19 protein-coding genes are annotated in these 19,396 nt (G+C 69.8%); 5 read left to right on the plus strand and 14 right to left on the minus strand.

The window, feature by feature from the left end; translation table 11 throughout:
• Positions 1-66 precede the first annotated feature (66 nt).
• Positions 67-1,821: a DNA polymerase gene (locus VF557_16925; GenBank protein ID HEX8081898.1), complete on the plus strand. Its 1,755-nt coding sequence runs from the start codon at positions 67-69 to the stop codon at positions 1,819-1,821.
• A gap of 87 nt (positions 1,822-1,908) precedes the next feature.
• Here VF557_16925 and VF557_16930 read toward each other — a convergent pair whose 3' ends face one another.
• Positions 1,909-2,313, minus strand: coding sequence for a RidA family protein (locus tag VF557_16930; GenBank protein HEX8081899.1), 405 nt, complete (start codon positions 2,311-2,313; stop codon positions 1,909-1,911).
• A 158-nt stretch (positions 2,314-2,471) separates the two neighbouring features.
• Positions 2,472-3,314, minus strand: coding sequence for an alpha/beta hydrolase (locus VF557_16935; protein HEX8081900.1), 843 nt, complete (start codon positions 3,312-3,314; stop codon positions 2,472-2,474).
• Positions 3,315-3,351: 37 nt separating this feature from the next.
• On the opposite strand from VF557_16935, the gene VF557_16940 reads away from it, so the two are divergent.
• Positions 3,352-3,699 (plus strand): DUF3817 domain-containing protein, encoded by a 348-nt coding sequence (locus tag VF557_16940; GenBank protein ID HEX8081901.1) that lies wholly within the window; start codon positions 3,352-3,354, stop codon positions 3,697-3,699.
• Between the two features lie 167 nt (positions 3,700-3,866).
• On the plus strand, positions 3,867-5,015 hold the full coding sequence (locus VF557_16945; protein ID HEX8081902.1) for a hypothetical protein: 1,149 nt from the start codon (positions 3,867-3,869) through the stop codon (positions 5,013-5,015).
• 32 nt (positions 5,016-5,047) lie between these two features.
• Here the strand turns inward: VF557_16945 and VF557_16950 are convergent, their stop codons facing one another.
• The 10 genes from VF557_16950 to VF557_16995 form a co-directional block, all read right to left on the minus strand.
• The gene (locus VF557_16950) at positions 5,048-5,734 is read right to left on the minus strand and encodes an acVLRF1 family peptidyl-tRNA hydrolase (protein HEX8081903.1); all 687 of its coding nucleotides are present in this window, start codon (positions 5,732-5,734) and stop codon (positions 5,048-5,050) included.
• Positions 5,721-7,022 (minus strand): thymidine phosphorylase, encoded by a 1,302-nt coding sequence (locus VF557_16955; GenBank protein ID HEX8081904.1) that lies wholly within the window; start codon positions 7,020-7,022, stop codon positions 5,721-5,723. The genes VF557_16950 and VF557_16955 overlap by 14 nt, the downstream gene beginning before the upstream one ends.
• 12 nt (positions 7,023-7,034) lie before the next feature.
• Entirely contained in the window at positions 7,035-7,463 is a 429-nt protein-coding gene (locus VF557_16960) for a TA system VapC family ribonuclease toxin (GenBank protein HEX8081905.1), read from the minus strand.
• Positions 7,460-7,720, minus strand: a complete 261-nt coding sequence (locus VF557_16965; protein HEX8081906.1) for a hypothetical protein — start codon at positions 7,718-7,720, stop codon at positions 7,460-7,462. The genes VF557_16960 and VF557_16965 overlap by 4 nt, the downstream gene beginning before the upstream one ends.
• A 40-nt stretch (positions 7,721-7,760) precedes the next feature.
• Positions 7,761-9,044: a cytochrome P450 gene (locus tag VF557_16970; GenBank protein ID HEX8081907.1), complete on the minus strand. Its 1,284-nt coding sequence runs from the start codon at positions 9,042-9,044 to the stop codon at positions 7,761-7,763.
• A gap of 34 nt (positions 9,045-9,078) precedes the next feature.
• On the minus strand, positions 9,079-9,537 hold the full coding sequence (locus tag VF557_16975; GenBank protein HEX8081908.1) for a cytidine deaminase: 459 nt from the start codon (positions 9,535-9,537) through the stop codon (positions 9,079-9,081).
• The gene (locus VF557_16980; protein HEX8081909.1) at positions 9,534-10,784 is read right to left on the minus strand and encodes an ABC transporter permease; all 1,251 of its coding nucleotides are present in this window, start codon (positions 10,782-10,784) and stop codon (positions 9,534-9,536) included. The genes VF557_16975 and VF557_16980 overlap by 4 nt, the downstream gene beginning before the upstream one ends.
• Complete coding sequence (locus VF557_16985) at positions 10,781-11,953, minus strand: ABC transporter permease (GenBank protein ID HEX8081910.1); 1,173 nt, start codon at positions 11,951-11,953, stop codon at positions 10,781-10,783. Before VF557_16985 ends, VF557_16980 begins: the two co-directional genes overlap by 4 nt.
• Positions 11,950-13,518: an ABC transporter ATP-binding protein gene (locus VF557_16990; protein HEX8081911.1), complete on the minus strand. Its 1,569-nt coding sequence runs from the start codon at positions 13,516-13,518 to the stop codon at positions 11,950-11,952. The genes VF557_16985 and VF557_16990 overlap by 4 nt, the downstream gene beginning before the upstream one ends.
• Before the next feature lie 152 nt (positions 13,519-13,670).
• Positions 13,671-14,753: a BMP family ABC transporter substrate-binding protein gene (locus VF557_16995; protein HEX8081912.1), complete on the minus strand. Its 1,083-nt coding sequence runs from the start codon at positions 14,751-14,753 to the stop codon at positions 13,671-13,673.
• 422 nt (positions 14,754-15,175) lie between these two features.
• Here VF557_16995 and VF557_17000 point away from each other — a divergent pair, with 422 nt between their 5' ends.
• Both VF557_17000 and VF557_17005 read left to right on the plus strand, forming a co-directional pair.
• On the plus strand, positions 15,176-15,520 hold the full coding sequence (locus tag VF557_17000) for a hypothetical protein (GenBank protein HEX8081913.1): 345 nt from the start codon (positions 15,176-15,178) through the stop codon (positions 15,518-15,520).
• A gap of 154 nt (positions 15,521-15,674) precedes the next feature.
• Complete coding sequence (locus VF557_17005; protein ID HEX8081914.1) at positions 15,675-16,352, plus strand: methyltransferase domain-containing protein; 678 nt, start codon at positions 15,675-15,677, stop codon at positions 16,350-16,352.
• Between the two features lie 196 nt (positions 16,353-16,548).
• Here VF557_17005 and VF557_17010 read toward each other — a convergent pair whose 3' ends face one another.
• Together VF557_17010 and VF557_17015 are read right to left on the minus strand one after the other, a co-directional pair.
• On the minus strand, positions 16,549-17,454 hold the full coding sequence (locus VF557_17010; GenBank protein ID HEX8081915.1) for a hypothetical protein: 906 nt from the start codon (positions 17,452-17,454) through the stop codon (positions 16,549-16,551).
• A gap of 209 nt (positions 17,455-17,663) precedes the next feature.
• Positions 17,664-19,391, minus strand: a complete 1,728-nt coding sequence (locus VF557_17015) for a glycerol-3-phosphate dehydrogenase/oxidase (GenBank protein HEX8081916.1) — start codon at positions 19,389-19,391, stop codon at positions 17,664-17,666.
• Positions 19,392-19,396 lie beyond the last annotated feature (5 nt).

Consider the following 19,396-nt stretch of genomic DNA (forward strand, 5'->3'; position numbering starts at 1 on the left):
AGTCCAACCTAGGCGAGGCCGGTGGCCACGGCGGCGCTCCCGGCCCTGCTTTGACAGGATGGGCCGGTGCCGCACCAGCTCGAGACCGCCGACGGGCTGCTGAGCGAGCTGCGCCGGCGCGGCCAGGCCCGAGGCGGCTTTCTCGCGCTCAGCCTGGCGCCCGAGCGTGGCCTGGGCATCGCCGAGCCGGGCGGGGGGCAGTGGGCGGTGGCGAGCACGGAGCCGGCCGCCGTGGTGGCGACGCTGGAGCGGGAGTTCCGGCCGCGTTGGGTGTGGTGGTCACAGCACACCCCGATCGCGCTCACCCACCACGGCGTGCGGGTGGCCACCTGCTGGGACCTGGTCGCGGTGCACCGGTTGCTCTTCGGCGGCTGGAGCAGTGACCCGGCGCTGATCTGGGCCACGCTGCACGACCTGGACCCGGCCTCGGCGCCGGGCACCGGCCAGCTCGACCTGTTCGGCGATGCCGGCGACGAGGGCACCGACCCGGAGGACCCGGTGCGCCCCGATCAGCACCTGCGGCCGGAATGGTCCGGTGGCGGGTGGGCGCGCACCCCGGCTCGGCTGGCCCGGTGGGCGCAGACGGCGCTGCGGGCCAGCGAGCTGCAGCGCCAGCGACTGGCCGCGGCGCCCGCGGCCGGCGACGTGCTGGCCACCGCCCGCTCCGAATCCGCCGCCGAACTGCTGTGCGCCGAGCTGACCGTCGACGGGCTGCCCATCGACCTGGCCCGCGCCGAGCAGATCATCGCCTCGTTCGCCGGCCCCCGGCCGCGCGACGCCCAGGACGCCGGCCTGCTGCGCGAACGCCGTGACAGCGTGGTGCTGCGGCTGCTGCCCAACCCGGACGGCATCGACCTGCGCAACCCGGCCCAGGTTCGCACCATGCTGGCCCGGGTCGGCATCGACGTCCCGGACACCCGGTCCTGGCGGCTGGAACGGTTCCTCGGCGCCCATCCGGTGGTCGAGGCCCTGCTGGCCTGGCGCAAGGCAGAGCGGATCGCCACCACCTTCGGCTACGACTGGCTGGCTCGCAACGTCGGCCCGGACGCCCGGCTGCGCGGTGCCTGGAGCGGTTCGGACGGCGCGGCCGGGCGGATGACCGCCCAGGCGGGCCTGCACAACATGCCCGCCGACCTGCGTCCGGCGGTGGCCGCGACCGCCGGCCAGGTCTTCGTCCGGGCCGACCTCGGGCAGATCGAGCCCCGGGTGCTCGCGGCGGTCTCGGGTGACCGGTCGCTGGCCAGGGCCACCCAGGACGACGACCTCTACGCCCCGGTGGCCAGCCGGCTGGGCGTCGACCGGCCGACCGCCAAGATCGCCGTGCTGGCCGCGATGTACGGCCAGACCTCCGGGGCGGCCGGCCAGGCGCTGCAGGGCCTGGAGTCGGCGTACCCGGTGGCGATGCGCTACCTGCGCGAGGCCTACGACTCCGGACGCGCCGGACGAGCGGTGCGCACCTACGGCGGCCGGCTGGTGCGGATGTGGCCGACCCCGCCCAACCTGAACCCCGACCAGGAGCGGGCCACCGTCGCCAGCCGGGGCCGCTACGCCCGCAACGCGGTGATCCAGGGTGCGGCGGCCGAGCTTTTCAAGGCCTGGGCGGTCACCGTCCGGGCTCGGGGTCTGCCCTGGCAGGCCCAGGTGGTGCTCTGCCTGCACGACGAGTTGCTGGTGCAGGCGCCGGCCGAGCACGGACCGGCGGTGCGGCAGCTGCTCACCGACTGCCTGCAGGAGGCGGCGGCGCGGTGGGCGCCGGATGACTCGGTGCGCTTCGTCGCCGATGTCAGCGTGATCCGGCGCTGGTCGGAGGCCAAAGAGTAACTGGGTGCGTCCCTAGTGCGCGGGCGGTAATCGTTCGCACCGTGCCCGGGTAGGCAGGTCGTACCCGAGTGACCTGACCGATGGCGTTCAGGCTCGGACGGCGGCGACGGCTTCGATTTCGACGAGTTGATGCTGATAGCCGAGCACTGTGACTCCGTACAGGGTGCTGGGCGGTTCATGCGGTGCGAACGCGCCACGAACGACATTCCATGCGGTCACCAGGTCTTCGCGCTCGACTGATGCGACCAGGACGCGCGTTGTCACGACGTCATGCAGGGACGCGTCGGCTTCCTGGAGTGCTGCTCGCAGATTGGTGATGCATTGCGCAGCCTGTACTGCGTAGTCACCGACCGCGACGGTGTTGCCTTGCGCGTCGAGAGGACACGCACCGGCCAGAAACAGCAACTTCCGGCCTGTGCCCGCCGACGCTGCGTACGCATAATCCACGCGTGGCAGGGACCGGGAGCGGAGCAGGTCGACCGAACGGGACATGGAGTGGCGCTTCTACTTTCACGACTGTGCGTCTCGGGTGTTCTGCATCTTCGCAGACAAGGTGCAACGTCCGCTCATCGCCGGATCCGGTGAACGCAGACGTTGCGGCGCAGCCGCCGAGAGGGAGAGCCTGAGGTTTCGAGCTCGGGCGGCGCGGGTCAGGTGGCGGCGATGAAGTCCGACACCACCTGCGTGAACCGCTGCGCCGAATGGTGATGCGGCTGGTGGCTGGAGCCGGGAAAGATCGCCAGCGTGCTGTTGCGCAGGTGGGCGTGGGTCTCGTACGCGTGCGCCACCGGCACCACCGGATCCCGCTCGGACCAGACGATCAGGGTGGGCAGATCCAGCCGGACGTGCTCGGACTCCAACAGCGAACCTCGTTGCCCGAACGGGTCGATCGCCATCTTCAGGGTGGAGAAGAACGCCGTCCTGGCCGGCGGCGAGACCAGCCCGCGCCCGGCCCGACCGAGGTTGGCGACCACGTCCGGGCTCAGCCGCAGTGAGCGGTGCAGCCGGGGCCGGCGGTAGAGGGCCGCGGTGCGGTGGTTGACCACGAATCGCACCAGGCTGTGCGCGCCGGGCAGCGTGGCCGCCCGCAGCACCGGGTGCACCCGCCGTCCCAGGCCACCGGCTGAGACCAGCACCAGCCGCCGCACCAGCTCGGGCCGGTCATGGGCCAGCTGCATCGCCACCGCGCCGCCGAACGAGTGCCCCACCACGCTCACGTCCCGGGCGTCCAGTTCTGCCAGCAAGGCCGCCAGGCTGTCGGCGAAGTCGGCGAGCTCGTAACCGTCCTCGGGCTTGTCCGAGTCGCCGTGGCCGAGCAGGTCCGGCGCCAGCACCCGGTAGCCGCGCTCGGCCAGCTGCTCGGCGGCGCGGGAGAAGGTGGTGCTGTCGGAGACCATTCCGTGGATCAGCAGCACCACCGGCGCGTCGACCGGGCCCAGGTCCTGATAGGACAGCAACCTGCCCTGGTGCCTGATCACACCGCGGGGGGCCACCGGCTCATGATGCCTCATCCCGCCCTACCCTGATCCCATGCCCAGCCAGCCGAATCCGACCACCACCGCAACCGCCCGGTCCGGGTCCGCCAGGTCTGCCTGGGCGGTCCGGTTGACCCGCGCGTTCCGGCTGGTGGCGATCGCCGAGGCGGCGTCCTGGCTGCTGCTGATCGTCGCCACGATCGTGAAGTACAGCTTGGACGCCCCGCAGGGCGTGCACGTGCTGGGCCCGATCCACGGGGCGCTGTTCACGGCCTACGTGCTGCTGGCGCTGGTGGTGGCATATCAGCTGCGCTGGAAGGTCTGGACGACGCTGGTCGTGTTGGCCGAGTCGATCCTTCCGGGCGGCGGCTTTCTGGCGGCCCGCCGGCCTGAGTTCCGTTAATGGCAGCTTGGTATTGATCTCATAACTTGATAAGGCACGCGTTGCCGAATAAGCGTTGCCTTCGATGGTGAGCGGTAATCTGCTTCGGTGATACCAAGTGCTGATGGCCATCAATGAAGTTGCGCACTCTTCGAACCCCGCTGCGACGGTTGACAGAAGCTCGCCGAATGCGGAGCCTTTCAGAGTTATACCGGGTATCTCGCAAGCGCCATAACATCCTGCGTGGCACGCTCGGGCCGGACTACGACGACGCACTGGGCAGCGCCTACATCAAACTGTGCGTCCGCGGTGAATCGCTTCTGCGATCTGAAACAAAGCGCGTGGAGCGGTTCGTGAGCGCGATGGTGGTACTGCTGTTGATGCTGGGGTTCTGCTACTTCTTATTGAGCATCGCGATGAGCGGCTCGGTGGCCGCATCCGCGTCCTACTTTGTTATCACCCTGGTGCTCATGTGGGCCTTCGGGATCATGGGGTTTCGAACCGACTCGCTATGGGTGATGCTCTCGCCCAGTGCCGCGCTATGCGGGTTGTCAGGGCTGTTGCTGATGCTCGTGTCGTCGAAGCTGGGCGACTCAAAGATCTCCGGAGCGCAGCCTGTCCTGCAACAGGTCGCTGCCGGCTTGACGGCGGGTTCGGCCATCCTCCTGCTGATCTTCTCGGTGGTGATCGGCCTGGTGTACGTCATAGTGCGTCGGATAAGAGCAGTCCGCCTTCGGAGCTACCCCGAGGTCGCCGCTTTCTTGACCACCCAGGATTTGACGGAGTGGGTGACCAACTCGAAACTGTGCTTCGACAGGCTCGGAGATCGACGCGACAACATCCGCAAGCTGGAGCGGCTTGCCCTGCTCTTCGAAAATGGCTTCGGTCAGGCGCTGCAATGTTCGGATCATTCACAACAACAGCCATTTGCCCTGGTCGCAGCACACTTTCGCAACCTTCGAAGCTGGATCGCTTTTCCTCAGGCAGACACCCGCGCCAATCTTCGACGTGAACTCGCCACCACCCTGAATATTCTGGCTTCGGGTGAGTACCACTACCTGCCACGTGCCGAACACCCTTCCATCGCCAGTCACACGTCGGTGGCCCGGCGGTTGCTGAACGCCGGTCGCACCATCCTGATCGGGGCACTGCCCATTCTCGCGCTCCTGGTGATCGAAACGACGAACGTGAATCTTGACGCAAGCGCGCGCACGACCTGGCTTATCGGTTCCATTGTCTGGGCTTGCGTCACCTATATCACCGCCATGGACCCGTTGTCGGCGGCGAAGTTCACGAGCGCTCGCGACTTACTCGCGGTGCTCACCCCACGAAAGTAGGACTGAGCGATTTCCTGAACGCGGCAACCCTGTCAGGGATGGATCGCCAGGCTGACGGTCAAGAACTGCTCCGGGGTGGCTTGCAGCACTTTGAGCCGCGGATCCGGGACGGCCAGGAAGGGCGGGGCGCGCAACGGCGCCAGCGGCGCCAGCCGGGGATCGGACAGGGTGGCCTCGACAGCGGCCTTGTCACCGCCGCAGATCAACGCGGCCAGCCGGCCGGCCTCGGGCAGCAGGATCCTGACCGCCACCTCGGCCGCCGCGGCGAAGGCCTGCCGGGCCTGGTTGCCCCGCCGCCGGGCGAAGCGCTGCTGTGACCAGCCACCGGCCTTGGTGGTGCCCTGGACGTAGCCCGAACCGACCTTGGACGACACCAGCTCAGCCCCGTCGAACACCCCGGCCGCGTAGCCGCCCCGGCGCACCAGCAGCACGCCAATCCGGCGGGGCTGGTTCAGGTGCAGTTGCAGCGAGGTCAGCGGCCGGGACGCGGTGGGCTGCCAGGGTCGAAACGGCACGTCGATCCACACCGTCGAGCCGTCGGCGGCGCTGATCACCACCCGCTCGGGCGAGCCGTCGTCGGGGATGAGCCGGGTCTGCAGGCCGCCGTGCCGGTCGGCGAAGTTGTCCAGCCACTTCGGCAGCCGGGCGGCCGGCACCGTCAGCCGGCGGGCGTCCTGCGGTACCGGAACCTCGCTGGCGGCCGGCTCAGGCGGTGACACGCTCGATCACCAGCGGCCCGGCGGCGAGGTTGGCGGCGTCGCCGATGTCGAAGCCGCCCTCCAGCGCCTGCAGGGCCCGCTCGAACCGGGCCGGGTCATCGGTGTGCAGTTCCAGCAGCGGTTGACCTGCCCGCACCGGGTCACCGGGTTTGGCCAGCAGCACCACGCCCGCACCGGCCGACACCGGGTCCTCCTTGCGAGCCCGGCCCGCGCCCAGCCGCCAAGCGGCGACCCCGACCGCGTAGGCGTCCAGCCGGGTGAGCACCCCGGTGGCCGAGGCGCTCAGCACCTGCTTCTCGGCGGCCACCGGCAGCTCGGCGTCCGGGTCACCGCCCTGGGCGGTGATCATCGCCCGCCACACGTCCATCGCCCGGCCGTCGGCCAGCGCCTCGGCCGGATCCACGCCGGTGATGCCGGCGCCGGCGAGCATCTCCACCGCGAGCGCCACCGTCAGCTCCACCACATCCGCGGGCCCGCCCCCGGCCAGCACCTCGACGGACTCGGCCACCTCCAGCGCGTTTCCTGCCGTCCTGCCCAGCGGCGTGTTCATGTCGGTGAGCAGGGCCACGGTGTGGGTGCCGGCCGCGGCCCCCAGCGCCACCATCGTCTCGGCGAGGGCGCGGGCGTCCTGCCTGGTCTTCATGAACGCTCCGGTGCCGACCTTGACGTCGAGCACCAGCGCCGCGGACCCCTCGGCGATCTTCTTGCTCATGATCGAGCTGGCGATCAGTGGAATCGCCTCGACGGTGCCGGTGACGTCACGCAGCGCGTAGAGCTTCTTGTCCGCCGGGGCCAGCTCATCGCCGGCGGCGCAGATCACCGCGCCGACCGAGTCGAGCTGGGCCATGAACTCGGCATTGGACAGCTTCGCCCGCCAGCCGGGGATGGATTCCAGCTTGTCCAGGGTGCCGCCGGTGTGCCCCAGGCCGCGTCCGGACAGTTGCGGCACCGCCGCTCCGAGTGAGGCCACCAGCGGCGCCAGCGGCAGGGTTATCTTGTCGCCGACACCGCCGGTCGAGTGCTTGTCGGTGGTCGGACGCCGCACCGCCGACAGGTCCAGCCGCTGGCCGGAGGCGATCATCGCCTGGGTCCAGCGGGCAAGCTCGTCTGCCGCCATGCCGTTGAGCAGGATCGCCATCGCCAGCGCCGCCATCTGCTCCTCGGCCACCACGCCCCGGGTGTAGGCGTCGATCACCCAGTCGATCTCGGCGTCCGGAATCCGGCCGTGGTCACGCTTGGCACGGATCACGCTGACGGCGTCGAAGGGTTCAGCGTGGCTGGCGGACATGGCTGAAGCCTCTCATGCGAGCAGGCTGCGGGTCTTGAGCGCCGGGAACCTGCTGAAGTCGCGGTCCATGGTCAGCAGCGCGCGCACGCCGTGGTCCAGGCAGATCGCGGCGATCTTCGCGTCGTGCACCGCCGGCCCGGCAAGCCTCGGCAACACCAGCGAGGTCAGCTGCGCCAGGTGATGGTGACTTTCGGACAGCAGCCGGACGTTGGGCGCCGAGGTCCAGGCTTCAAGTTGTGCGATTGCTTGGGCCGGGGTGGAGGCCGGGGTGAATACCCGAGGGTTGGTCACCACCGCGAAGAACTCATGGACGCAGGGCCAAGGGATGGCCCAAGTGCCAGCCGAGCTGACCAGGCCGGCCAGAGCAGCCTTGGCCTCGGCGTGAAATGGCGCGTCCCTCTTGTGGGCGTAGACCAGAATGTTGCTGTCAACCGCTATCACTCGGGCCGCGCGAAGGCCGCCGGCACGGGGTAGATCTCTTCGCGAAGTTGCTCCCAGGTGGCGTGCTGGAATTCAGCGGTGTAACCACCGGGCACGCTCATATCCGCGAGGTGGTAGCCCGGCGGGGACGCCTCTGCTTCGGCCAGCAGCTTGATCAGCGCCTGCTCGACCAGGCTCTTGGTGGTGGTGCCGCGCTGTTTGGCCAGCTCTTTGACCTCACGCCACAGCGGTTCGGAGATGTCGAGACTGGTCTTCATACCGCTGACGGTATCACGGAATACCGCTAGCGGTATCCGATCAGCTCAGCAGGACCGGCAAGGACGTCACGCCCCGGATCACGAACTCCGAACGCCGTAGCCTGCCCAGCCCATCGGTCGCCGGCCGCAGCGCGGGAAACCGCCGCAGCAGCGTGCGCAGCGAGGTCTGCAGCTCGACCCGGGCCAGCGGTGCCCCCACGCAGAAATGGATGCCGGCCCCGAAGCCCAGATGCGGGTTGTCCGCCCGTCCGACGTCCAGCTGGTCGGGTTGGTCGAAGACCGCCGGATCCCGATTGGCCGAGCCGAGCAGGGCCGCAATCTTCTCACCGGCCCGAACCGTGACGTCGCCGATCGGGGTGTCGCTGATCGCGGTGCGTTCGAACAGCTGCAGCGGCGAGTCGAACCGGATCAGCTCCTCGACAGCCGACTCCACCAGCGACCGGCCGGCGGCCTCGGCGGCCAGCAACCGCTGCCACTGCTCAGGATTGCCGAACAGCGCCAGCACGCCGTTGCCGACCACATTCACGCTTGCCTCGTGCCCGGCGTTGAGCAGCAGCGTGCAGGTGGTGACCAGCTCGTCCTCAGTCAGCCGGCCGCCCGCCGAGTCGGTCTCGGCGATCAGCGAGCTGATCAGGTCGGCCGCTGGCCGGCGGCGGCGCCGGCCCACCAGCTCGCGCAGGTAGGCCACGAAATCGCTGGCCGCGGCCTCGGCGACGGCGCGCTGCGCCGGGCTGACCTGGTACTCGTACATCTTCACGATCGCGTTGGACCAGGGCCGCAGCAGGTGCCGGTCGGACTCGGGAATCCCGAGCAGCTCCGCGATCACCTGCACCGGCAGCGGCTCGGCGAAGCCGGCAATCAGGTCGACGCCCGGGCCGCCAGAGCCGGCCGAACGGCCAGAGCCGGCCGAGCCGCCAGAGACGCCCGGACCGCCCGGGTCGTGCTCGGCGAACTGGTCGGCAAGCTGGTCGGCAAGGCTCTCGGCCAGCGCCGCCACCCTCGGACGCAGCCGCTCGACGTGGCCCCGGGCGAAGGCCGCCGCCACCAGCCTGCGCAGCCGGGTGTGCACCGGCGGCTCGTTCTCGAGCATCGAGTGACGGTGGATCAGCTCGAAGCCCGGCATCGCCACCTCGGGCCAGCGGGGCGTCCAGATCCGGCCCAGGGTGCGGCTGCGCAGCACGGCATTCGCCTCCGCGTGCCCGAAGGCCAGCCACATCCCGGTCTCTTCGTGCCACTGCACGCTGGACTGGGCGCGCGCCGCGGCGAAGTGCGGGTACGGATCGTCGATGACCTCGGCCGCGCCGAACGCCAGCCGGCTGATCATCGGATGCCGGTCATCGCCAGGCTGGCCGTGGCGATCAAGCCTGTTCCGGTTCGGCGCTCGCCGCCTTGTTCGCCATGGCAGCCAGGTCGTTCGGGCCGAAGGCGTTCGGCAGCAGGCCGGCCACCGTGATCGGCCCGCCGTCGGCCGCGACCAGCATCTCGGGGCCGCCGTGCTCGAACAGCAACTGCCGGCACCGCCCGCACGGCATCAGCAGGGCGCCCTCGCCGTCGACGCACACCATCGCGACCAGCCGGCCACCGCCGGTGGCGCTCAGCGCCGACACCAGGCCGCACTCGGCGCACAGGCCCACCCCGTAGGAGGCGTTCTCGACATTGCAGCCGGTCACCAGCCGGCCGTCGTCGACCAGGGCCGCGACGCCCACCGGAAACTTCGAGTACGGCGCGTAGGCCCGGCCCATCACCGCCACCGCCTCCCGGTGCAGCAGTTCCCAGTCGATGTGCGGCAGCCCCGCGCCGGCCTGCGGTGAGGTCATGTCTCTTCTCCCCTGCGATAGACCTTCCCGTCGGCCTTGGGCATGCGCAGCCGTTGGGAGGCCAGCGCCAGCACCAGGATGGTCACCACGTACGGGGTGGTGCCGACCAGCTCCTCAGGCACCTGATCGGTGTCGAAGTACCACAACACCGCCAGCACGGCGATCACCACGGCGATCGCCGCGATGACCCGCTGGCCGCTGCGCCACTGCCAGATCGCCACCAGCACCAGCGCGATCGCCATCAACAGCAGCAGCGGGTGCACCGCCGCGGAGCTGCGCAACTGGATCGCGTCGGTGTAGCCGAACAGGCCGGCGCCACCGGCCAGCGCGCCGGGCCGCCAGTTGCCGAAGATAAGGGCAGCCAGGCCGATGAAGCCGCGGCCGCCGGTCTGGCCGTCGCGGAACTGGTGGGCCGAGATGGCCAGCGCCGCCCCGCCGAGACCCGACAGCGCGCCGGAGACGATCACCGCGATGTACTTGTACTTGTAGACGTTGACGCCGAGGGACTCCGCCGCGTACGGCGCCTCGCCGCACGAGCGCAGCCGCAGCCCGAACGCGGTCCGCCACAGGATCCAGGCCGAGGCGATGACCACCAGCACCGCCAGCACGGTGACCAGCGAGAGCCGGGTGACCAGCCCGCCCAGCACGCCGGCCAGGTCAGAGACCGCGAACCAGTGCTTGTCCTCGACGGTGCGCAGCCAGTCCGAGAAGGGCAGTGTGACCGACGGGGCGTCGCCGATCGGCGGCGACTGCTTCTGCCCCCCGCCCGGGTAGTTGGCGAAGGTCACCTTGGTCAGGTACAGCGTCAGCCCCGGGGCGATGATGTTGATCGCGACGCCGGAGATGATGTGGTCGACGCCGAAGGTGACGGTGGCGATCGCGTGCACCAGGCCGCCGGCCGCGCCGAGCAGGGTGCCGAACGCCAGCCCGGCCCAGACGCCGTGGTTCCAGCCGAGGTAGGCGCAGCCCCAGGTGCCCAGGATCATCATGCCTTCCAGGCCGATGTTCACCACGCCGGCCCGTTCGGCCCACAGCCCGCCGAGGCCCGCCAACCCGATCGGCACCGCGGCCGACAGGCCGGCCGCGATCGTGCCGCTGCTGGTCAGGTCATTGCCGCCGGTGAAGGTGCGGACCGCGGCCAGCACCAGGAACATGCCCAGCGCGAGGGCGATCAGCAGCGCGGGCGACATCCGGGAGCCGGGTCGCCGGATGTCCGGACGGGCGGCGATCGCGGTCGCGGCGCTCATGCCGACACCGCCTGGGCAGCCGGGGCGGGCGGACCGGTCGGATCGGGCGGACCTGCCGCCAGCTGCGCGGCCACGTCCTTCTGTTGCAGCACCAGGCGATAGCGGCGCACCAGCTCGTAGGCGATGACCACCGCCAGCAGGATCATTCCCTGCATGATCGCGGCGATCTCACGTGGCACCCCGATGAAGTCCAGCTGGTTGGCCGACTTGCCGAGGAAGGACCACAGCACCGCGGCCATAGCCATGCCGATCGGCGAATTTCGTCCCAGCAGCGCGATGGCGATGCCGGCGAAGCCGAGTCCGGACTGCGAGGTCTGGCTGAAGCTGTGCGTCGAGCCAAGCAGTTCGGGCAGCCCCACCAGCCCCGCGACGCCGCCGGACATCAGCATCGCCACCAGCGTCATCCGCTTGACGTTGACCCCGCTGGCGATCGCGGCCTGCTCGTTCAGGCCGGTGGCCTTGATCCGGAAGCCGAACCGGGTGCGGGTGACGATGAACCAGTACGCCACCCCGACCGCGATCGCGACGAAGAGAAAGCCGAAGATCTTGGCCTGGGTGCCGGAGTAGCTCAGCCCGGGCACCTGGCCGGACGGGCCGATCGGCGTGGTCTGGATGTTGTTGCCGCTGGCCCGGCCGAGCTTGTGCAGCAGGTAGGAGGCCAGCCCCACCGCGATCGCGTTCAGCATGATCGTCGAGATCACCTCGCTGACCCCGCGGAACACCCGGAGCACCCCGGCGATGCCGGCCCAGGCGGCGCCGACGAGCATCGCGACCAGCACCTCGGCCACCAGATGGAACGGGCCGCCGCCGGTGATCTGGCCGCCGACGTAGGCCGCTCCCAGCGCGGCGAGGCTGTACTGGCCCTCGACCCCGATGTTGAACAGGTTCATCCGGAACCCGATCGAGACCGCCACCGCCGAGAGGTAATAGACCATCGCCTGGTTGACCATGTCGACGAACTGGGTGGGCCGGCCGGCCTGCCTGATCATGGTTTCGAACACCGTGAACGGGCTGTTATCGCCCAGGATCAGGATCACCGAGCTGGCCAGCACCGCGAACAGGACCGCGCCGACCGGCGCGGCCAGGCCGAGCAGCACCGAGCGCAGCGGGTAGCGCTGCTGGAGCCGGCCGAGCAGGCCGGTCGGGGCGGACACGGGCGCGGCGCTCATGCCGCGCCGACCGCGTTGCCGGCTCCGGTCATCGCCGCGCCGAGGTCCTCGGCGGTGACGGTCGCGGGGTCGGCTGTCGCTACGAACGCGCCGCGCAGGATCACTTGGATCGAGTCGGACATGCCGATCAGCTCCTCCAGGTCTGCCGAGATGAGCAGGACGGCCAGCCCCGCCGCCCGGGCGCGGCGGACATGCTCCCAGATCGCGGCCTGCGCGCCCACGTCCACGCCGCGGGTCGGCTGGGAGGCGATCAGCAGCACCGGGTCCCCGGACAGCTCGCGGCCCACGATCAGCTTCTGCTGGTTGCCGCCCGACAGCGCCAAGGCCAGCACGTCGATGCCGGGCGTCCGGACGTCGAAGTCCGCCACGATCCGCTCGGTGTCCCGGCGGGCTCCGATCCGGTTGATCAGCGGGCCCTTGATATTGGGTGGTGTGTCGGAGTGGCCCAGCACCCGGTTCTCCCAGAGCGTCGCCTCGAGCAGCAGCCCCTGCCGGTGCCGGTCTTCGGGGATGTAGGAGATGCCGGCCACCCGGCGCGACCGGGTCGAGGCGGCGGTGATGTCGCGGTCCTTGAGCAGGACGGTTCCGGTGCTGATCGGTCGGATCCCCATCAGCGCTTCCACCAGCTCGCTCTGGCCGTTGCCTTCGACGCCGGCTATCCCGTAGATCTCACCGGCGTGGATGTCGAAGGAGATGTCATCGAGCACCTTGCGCCCGCCGTCGTCGGTCACCGTGAGGCCCCTGACCGAGAGCACCGTCTGCTCCGAGACGGTGTCCGAGCGGGTCTCCGGGCTGGGCAGCTCCGAGCCGACCATCATCTCGGCCAGCTGCCGGGTGGTGATCGAGCGCGGGTTGGCGGTGCCCACCGTGCGGCCCCGGCGGATCACGGTGATGTCGTCGGCGACCTGGATCACCTCGTCCAGCTTGTGCGAGATGAACAGGATCGTCAGTCCCTCGCTCTTGAGCTCGCGCAGGTTCTGGAAGAGCTCCTCGACCTCGTGCGGCACCAACACCGCGGTCGGCTCGTCCAGGATCAGCAGCCGGGCGCCGCGGTAGAGCACCTTGGCGATCTCGACGCGCTGGCGGTCACCGACTCCGAGGTGCTCCACCAACACGTCGGGGTTCAGGCCCAGACCGTAGGTCCGGCTCAGCTCGGTGATCCGGCGGCGGGCGGCCCCGAAGTTCAGCGCGCCGCGGGCGGTCGGCTCGCTGCCCAGCACGATGTTCTCCAGGACGGTGAAGTTGTCGGCGAGCATGAAGTGCTGGTGCACCATGCCGATGCCGGCGGCGATCGCGTCCGAGGGCGATGAGAAGGCCACCGGCTTGCCGGCGATCCGGATCTCGCCCTCGTCCGGGCGCTGCATGCCGTAGAGCATCTTCATCAGGGTGGACTTGCCGGCGCCGTTCTCACCCACGATCGCGTGCACCGTGCCACGCCGCACCGCGATGTTGACATCGGAGTTGGCGATCACGCCCGGGAACCTCTTGGTGATGCCCACCACCTCGATGGCCAGGTCGGACTGGGCCGGCGGGTCGGCGGTCACCGGCTGGACGGGCTCGGGCATCGCTACCTCCTGCGCTGGGCCGCCACGGACGAGGGATTCACAGCTGACGTCGACGGGCCCGAGGTGACGCTAGCGAGTCACCTCGGGCCCGTCGACAACCGCGGGTCTGAGCGCCTGATAAACCGGCACAAACCCGGGTGTGGGTCTGTTACCTAGCTGGTGGGAACCGTGATGCTGCCGTCGATGATCTTGGCCTTGAACTCGTCGACCTTGGACTTGATGTCGTCGATCTTGCCGCCCGACAGCGAGTAGTCCACACCGCCCTCCTTCAGGTCGAAGATGGTGTTGCCGGCCTTGAAGCTGCCGTCGGCGACCGAGTCGATGAACTTGCTGACCGCCACGTCGACCCGCTTGATCATCGAGGAGATGACGACGTCCTTCACGTCATCGGCCGCGGTCTGGTACTGGTCGGAGTCGGTGCCGATGGCCAGCGCGCTCTTGGCCTTGGCGGCCTTGAACACGCCACTGCCCGAACCGCCCGCGGCGGCGAAGATGACGTCGGCGCCGGCGTCGTAGATGCCGTTGGCGGCGGTCTCACCCTTGGTCGGGTCGTTGAAGCCACCGAAGTCCGGCGGCTGGGTGAGGTACTTGTCGGCCAGCTTGACCGCCGGGTCGGCAGCCTTGGCTCCGGCGTCGAAGCCGGCCTGGAACTTCTGGATCAGCGGCACGTTGACGCCGCCGATGAAGCCCACGCTCTTCTTCTGGCTCTTCAGCGCGGCGATCACGCCGACCAGGAAGGAACCCTGCTCCTCGGCGAAGGTCAGGGAAGCCAGGTTGGGCGCCTGCACGGAGCTGTCGTCGATGATGGCGAACTTGACGTTGGGGTACTTGGCCACCACCGCCTTGATGGGCGCGGCGTAGGCGAAGCCCACCGCGATGATGCTGGTGAAACCGTTGTCAGCGAGCTGGGACAGCCGGGCTTCCTTGTCGGCCTCGGGCTCGCCCTGGGCCGCCTCGAGCTCCTTCACGGCGGAGTCGTCGAGGTTGTACTTCTTCTTGACGGCGTCCAGGCCGGCCGCGGCCGAGTCGTTGAAGGACTTGTCGCCGCGGCCGCCGATGTCGTATGCCAGGCCGATCTTCAGATCGGCGCCGGCTGCGGCGCTCGAACCGGATGTACCAGGCGAAGCGGTGTTTCCGGGCGGCGCGGTGTCGTTGTCACTGCCACAGGCGGTCAGCACCATGGACGCTGCGAGACCGGCGACCGCGACCACCCGATATGAACTGAGTCGGCGCAAGACACTCTCCTCAATAATGATGTGCGCGGGAGGCACAGCGCCTCCGACCGGCGCTACGGTAGCCGGTCGCGATATGTCTGCCGGACCCGCCGACCCGGTTGTCACCACATTGTTGTGCGGTGCGGCCGCGGGTTGGGCGGAAAGGGCGGTGCGAGGTCATTTCAGACGCTGGCCGATCTGCCCTACAGCGGCTGTCCGGCCGGTCACGAACTCCCCTCACAAGGTCGGCTGCGACCAGTGCCGCGCCCGTCATCGACACCTACAGGAACCCGTTCGTCAACCCGATGGAGATCGGGCCGGTGGGGCCATTGTCGCCATGTGGATCGTGGTGATGGTGCCCTGGCTGGCCTGGGGCCGGTTCCGGTTTATCCGACAGCCCATTACGCGATGAGCCCGGGGGGGCGACCACCGTCGAGACCGAGGTGCTGCGCAACAACACCGACGTGATGCCCGGCCTCCACGCCGCCGGCGAGGTGACCTGCGTCTCGGAGGTGCAGGCAGACATCATCAAGCTCAAGGGGCGTTACGCCGACGTCGCCCTATCCGACAAGGGCAAACGTTATTACTCCGACCTGCTCCAAGCGCCCCGGTTCATCTTCGACTCACGCGACCAGGGCGCGGAGGAGCGGTGGGAGATCCTCAACGACCGCGAGGGCGTCCGGCGCTGCCGGACCACGTTCGAGTGCGCCGAGGCCTGCCCGCGCGGCATCGAGATCACCAGGGCGATCAAGGAAGTCAAGCAGGCGCCGCTGTTCCGCCGCGTCTGAGGCGACCGGCCACCCCCTTGGCGAACGACCACCCCTTGGCGAACGACCACTTTCTCAGGTAAACGTGGCAATGGAAGGCCGAGGTCCTCCGCGCGACCTGGTCTTCCGCACGCAATGACAGGTGAGGAAGGCCGTTCAAGAAAGGGATGTTCCGATGTCGTACACCAATCAGATCCAAGCGGTCCGCGACTACTACCTGCACGACAACAACGGTGAGCCCAGCATCTATCACATCTGGGAAAGGGGCGCCGGGCGGGGCGACGTCACTACCCCGGCCACGTCCAGCGCCCCGTACCAGCAGTACATCGAGGACCTGCTCCGCGGGTTCCTCGCCGAGAGCCCGGACCCGGGGCTGCTCAGCATCGGGTGCGGAAACGCGATGATCGAGGCCAGGATCGCGGCCGACGGCTACCGGGTGCTGGGCCTGGACGCGCTGGAGCACGCGGTCGAGCTGGCCAGGGCGAAGGGGGTCGACGCGGTGTGCGCCGACGTCCTGGACTGGACCCCGCCTCCCGGGCCGTGGACGGTGCTCTACGCCGACGGCAGCCCGGGCCACCTCTATGACCCCGACACCGGCCTGCAGAGCCTCCTCGAGCGCTTCAAGTCCTGGCTGCCCGCGGGCGGCGCGCTGGTGCTGTCCAACGACCCACCGCGCACCGACGCCGAGCTGCAGGAGAACCCCAAGGTGCCCGGGTACTTCTGGTTCTCCCAGGCCTACCTGCACCAGCAGGTCGAGAAGTGCGGGTTCGGCGACGTCACCAGCACCGCCTTCACCTACCAGAAGCCGCTGTCCGGCCCGCGCGACCGCATCGTCGTCACCGCCCGCGCCTGACCGGCCGAGCCGGCGCCTTCCTGGCGACAGCGGCGACGCCTTCCTGGCGACAGCGGCGACGCGTAACGGGCGACAGCGGCGACGCGTATCGGTTCTGCACGTCCTGGCGGTCATCAGCCATACGCGTCGAGCAGCGACATGCGGCATCCGGCATGCGGCATCCGGCATGCGGCATGCGGCATGCGGCATCGGACAGTCAAGCCCCCAGTGCCTGCCGCAGTTGCCGTGCCACGACGCCTGGCTCGGTTCGGACGATGACACTGGGGAATCGCAGAACCAGCGCGTCGCTCAGCGTCAGCTCGTTCTGGCGCAGCTGATCGTCGCACCACCTGCGAGGACTGAGATGGACCGCACCGTCTACTTCCACCACGACCAGACGCCCGTCCACACGTCGCCAGCTGGCATCCAGGTAGCGGCGCCTTCCTGATCCGTCTCGACGCACCTGCTGCTGATGGGGTAGGGGCAATCCTGCTCGCCGGCACAGCTGGACGAAGTCGATCTCGCTCAACGCCTGTGAGCCGCCGGCGATGTCTGCCACGGCCTGCAGGAGCACACCTCTGTGCCTGATCCTGATCGCTGCCCGAACGGCGTCGCCAAGGTCGGAGGCATCGGCCAACCGCTGCTGGACGACGGCTGCAAGCACGCCACAGCCGGGTCGGGGCGAACGGAAGCTTCCGGCCGCACGCACCGCGGCGTCCGACACGATCTGGATCCGCTTGCCAGGCAGGCATGGTGCGGGCCACCGGGCGCTGCGGTGCGTGACGATCGCCAACTCGGCCAGCGCGCAGGAGGGCGTCCCGGCTGGTGCCAGGACATGGATTTCGGGCCGCTCCCATCCGGTGAGGCCGGCATACTCCAGCGCGGTGAACGAACTCAGGACGCTGCCACGACCCACGTTGGCCAGTGCGGCGCTCCAGCGCTCGTCACGAGTGAGTTCGCCACAGTGCAGCACGATCGCTCGTCCGCACCGCTGCCAACGGCACGCGGCGATATTGGCGATGATCTGGGAGCGGGTGGCGCCCGCCCGCAGAAGCTGCGCGGACGTCACCACCTTCCGTCCGCCGTCGAGCATGCGGGCCCGTTGCGCCGAATTCGTGTACATCCATGCAGCGTCACCGGCAAGGGGCGCCGAGGGAGCAGGCCGGCGCTATCTGTGGACGAAGGTAATCGTCCACAGCTAGCGATTTCGTGCGCCCTGGCGAATGAAATCGCTACGCGTCGAGCGGAAGGGACGTCGAACGGAAGGGCGTCGAGCGGAAGGGGCGTCGAGCGGAAGGGGCGTCGAGCGGAAGGGGCGCGGGCCCGCCAGGCTCAGGACGCGCGTGGGGCCAGCGGGGTCAGCGGGACGATGTCGGCGGCGCCCAGCCGGGCGGCGTCGGCGGTGGCGTCGTCGGGCTGCTCCTGGGACTCCCGCTCGGCCGCCACCCGGGCCAGGTAGTGCTCGACCTCGGTGGCGGTGTGCGCCTCGTCCCAGCCGAGGTGCGGGGCCATCAGCTCGGCCACCACCGGCGCGGCCGACACCCCGCGGTCCCAGGCCTCGATCGAGGCCCGGGTGCGCCGGGCCAGCACGTCATCCAGATGCCTGGCCCCCTCGTGCGTCACGGCGTAGACCACCTCGGCGCGCAGGTAGTCATCAGAGCCCGGCAGCGGCTCGGCCAGTGACTCATCGGCGGCGATCAGGTCCAGCACCTCGTGCACCAGGCTGCCGTAGCGCCCGAGCAGGTGGTCGATGCGCACGACGTGCAGGCCCGACCGGGCGGCCAGCTGATGGCGCTGGTTGCGAACGCCCTGCCAACCCTCGGCGCCGACCAGCGGGATCTTGTCGGTGACCGAGTCCGGCACCCTGCCATCCATCGCCCGGACCGCCTCGTCGACGGCGTCGCGGCCCATCACCCGGTAGGTGGTGTACTTGCCGCCGGCGATCACCACCAGCCCCGGCACCGGATGGCCCACCACGTGCTCGCGGGACAGCTTCGAGGTCAGCTCCGACTCACCGGACAGCAGCGGCCGCAGGCCCGCGTAGACGCCCTCCACATCGGCCCGGGTCAGCGGCGAGGACAGCACCGAGTTCACCTGGTCGAGCAGGTAGTCGATGTCGCGGGCGCTGGCCGCCGGGTGGGCCAGGTCGAGGTCCCAGTCGGTGTCGGTGGTGCCGATGATCCAGTGCCGCCCCCACGGGATGACGAACAGCACGCTGGTCTCGGTACGCAGGATGAGCCCGGTGCTGGACTGCAGCCGGTCCCGGGGCACCACCAGGTGCACGCCCTTGGACGCCCGGACGTGGAACTGGCCACGGGTGTCGGCCAGCTGCTGGGTCTCATCGGTCCAGACCCCGGTGGCGTTGATCACCTGCTTGGCCCGGACGTCGAACTCCGCGCCGGTCTCCAGGTCGACCACCCGGGCCCCGGTCACCCGGCCGCCCTGGTGGCAGAAGCCGAGCACCCGGGTGCGGTTGGCCGCCAGCGCCCCGAAGGCGACCGCCGTGCGCACCACCGTCATGGTGTGCCGGGCGTCATCGACCTGGGCGTCCCAGTACTGCACCGCGCCGGTGAGCGAGCCGGGCGCCAGGCAGGGCGCCTCCCGCAGCGCCCGGCGCTTGCTCAGGTGCCGGTGGCGCGGCAGCCCGCGGGCGCTGCCGGCCCCTTTCCACAGGGTGCCCAGCGTGTCGTAGAGCAGCACGCCGGCCCCGACGTAGGGACGCTCCCACAGCCGGTGGGTCAGCGGGTACAGGAACGGCACCGGCCGGATCAGGTGCGGCGCGATGTGCTGGGTGAGCAGGCCGCGCTCGTGCAACGCCTCGCGCACCAGGCCGAAGTCCAGCATCTCCAGGTACCGCAGGCCGCCGTGGATCAGCTTGCTGGAGCGGCTGGAGGTGCCGCTGGCCCAGTCCCGGGCCTCGACGATCGCCGTCGAAAGTCCCCGGGTCACCGCGTCCAGGGCGGCGCCGGCGCCCACCACGCCGCCACCGACGATCAGCACGTCGAGTTCGGGCGCGGTGCGCATCGCGGCCAGCGCGGCGCCGCGGTTCTGTGGCGACATCGCCC

It is taken from the genome of Jatrophihabitans sp. (genome assembly GCA_036389035.1).
GTDB lineage: Bacteria > Actinomycetota > Actinomycetes > Mycobacteriales > Jatrophihabitantaceae > Jatrophihabitans_A.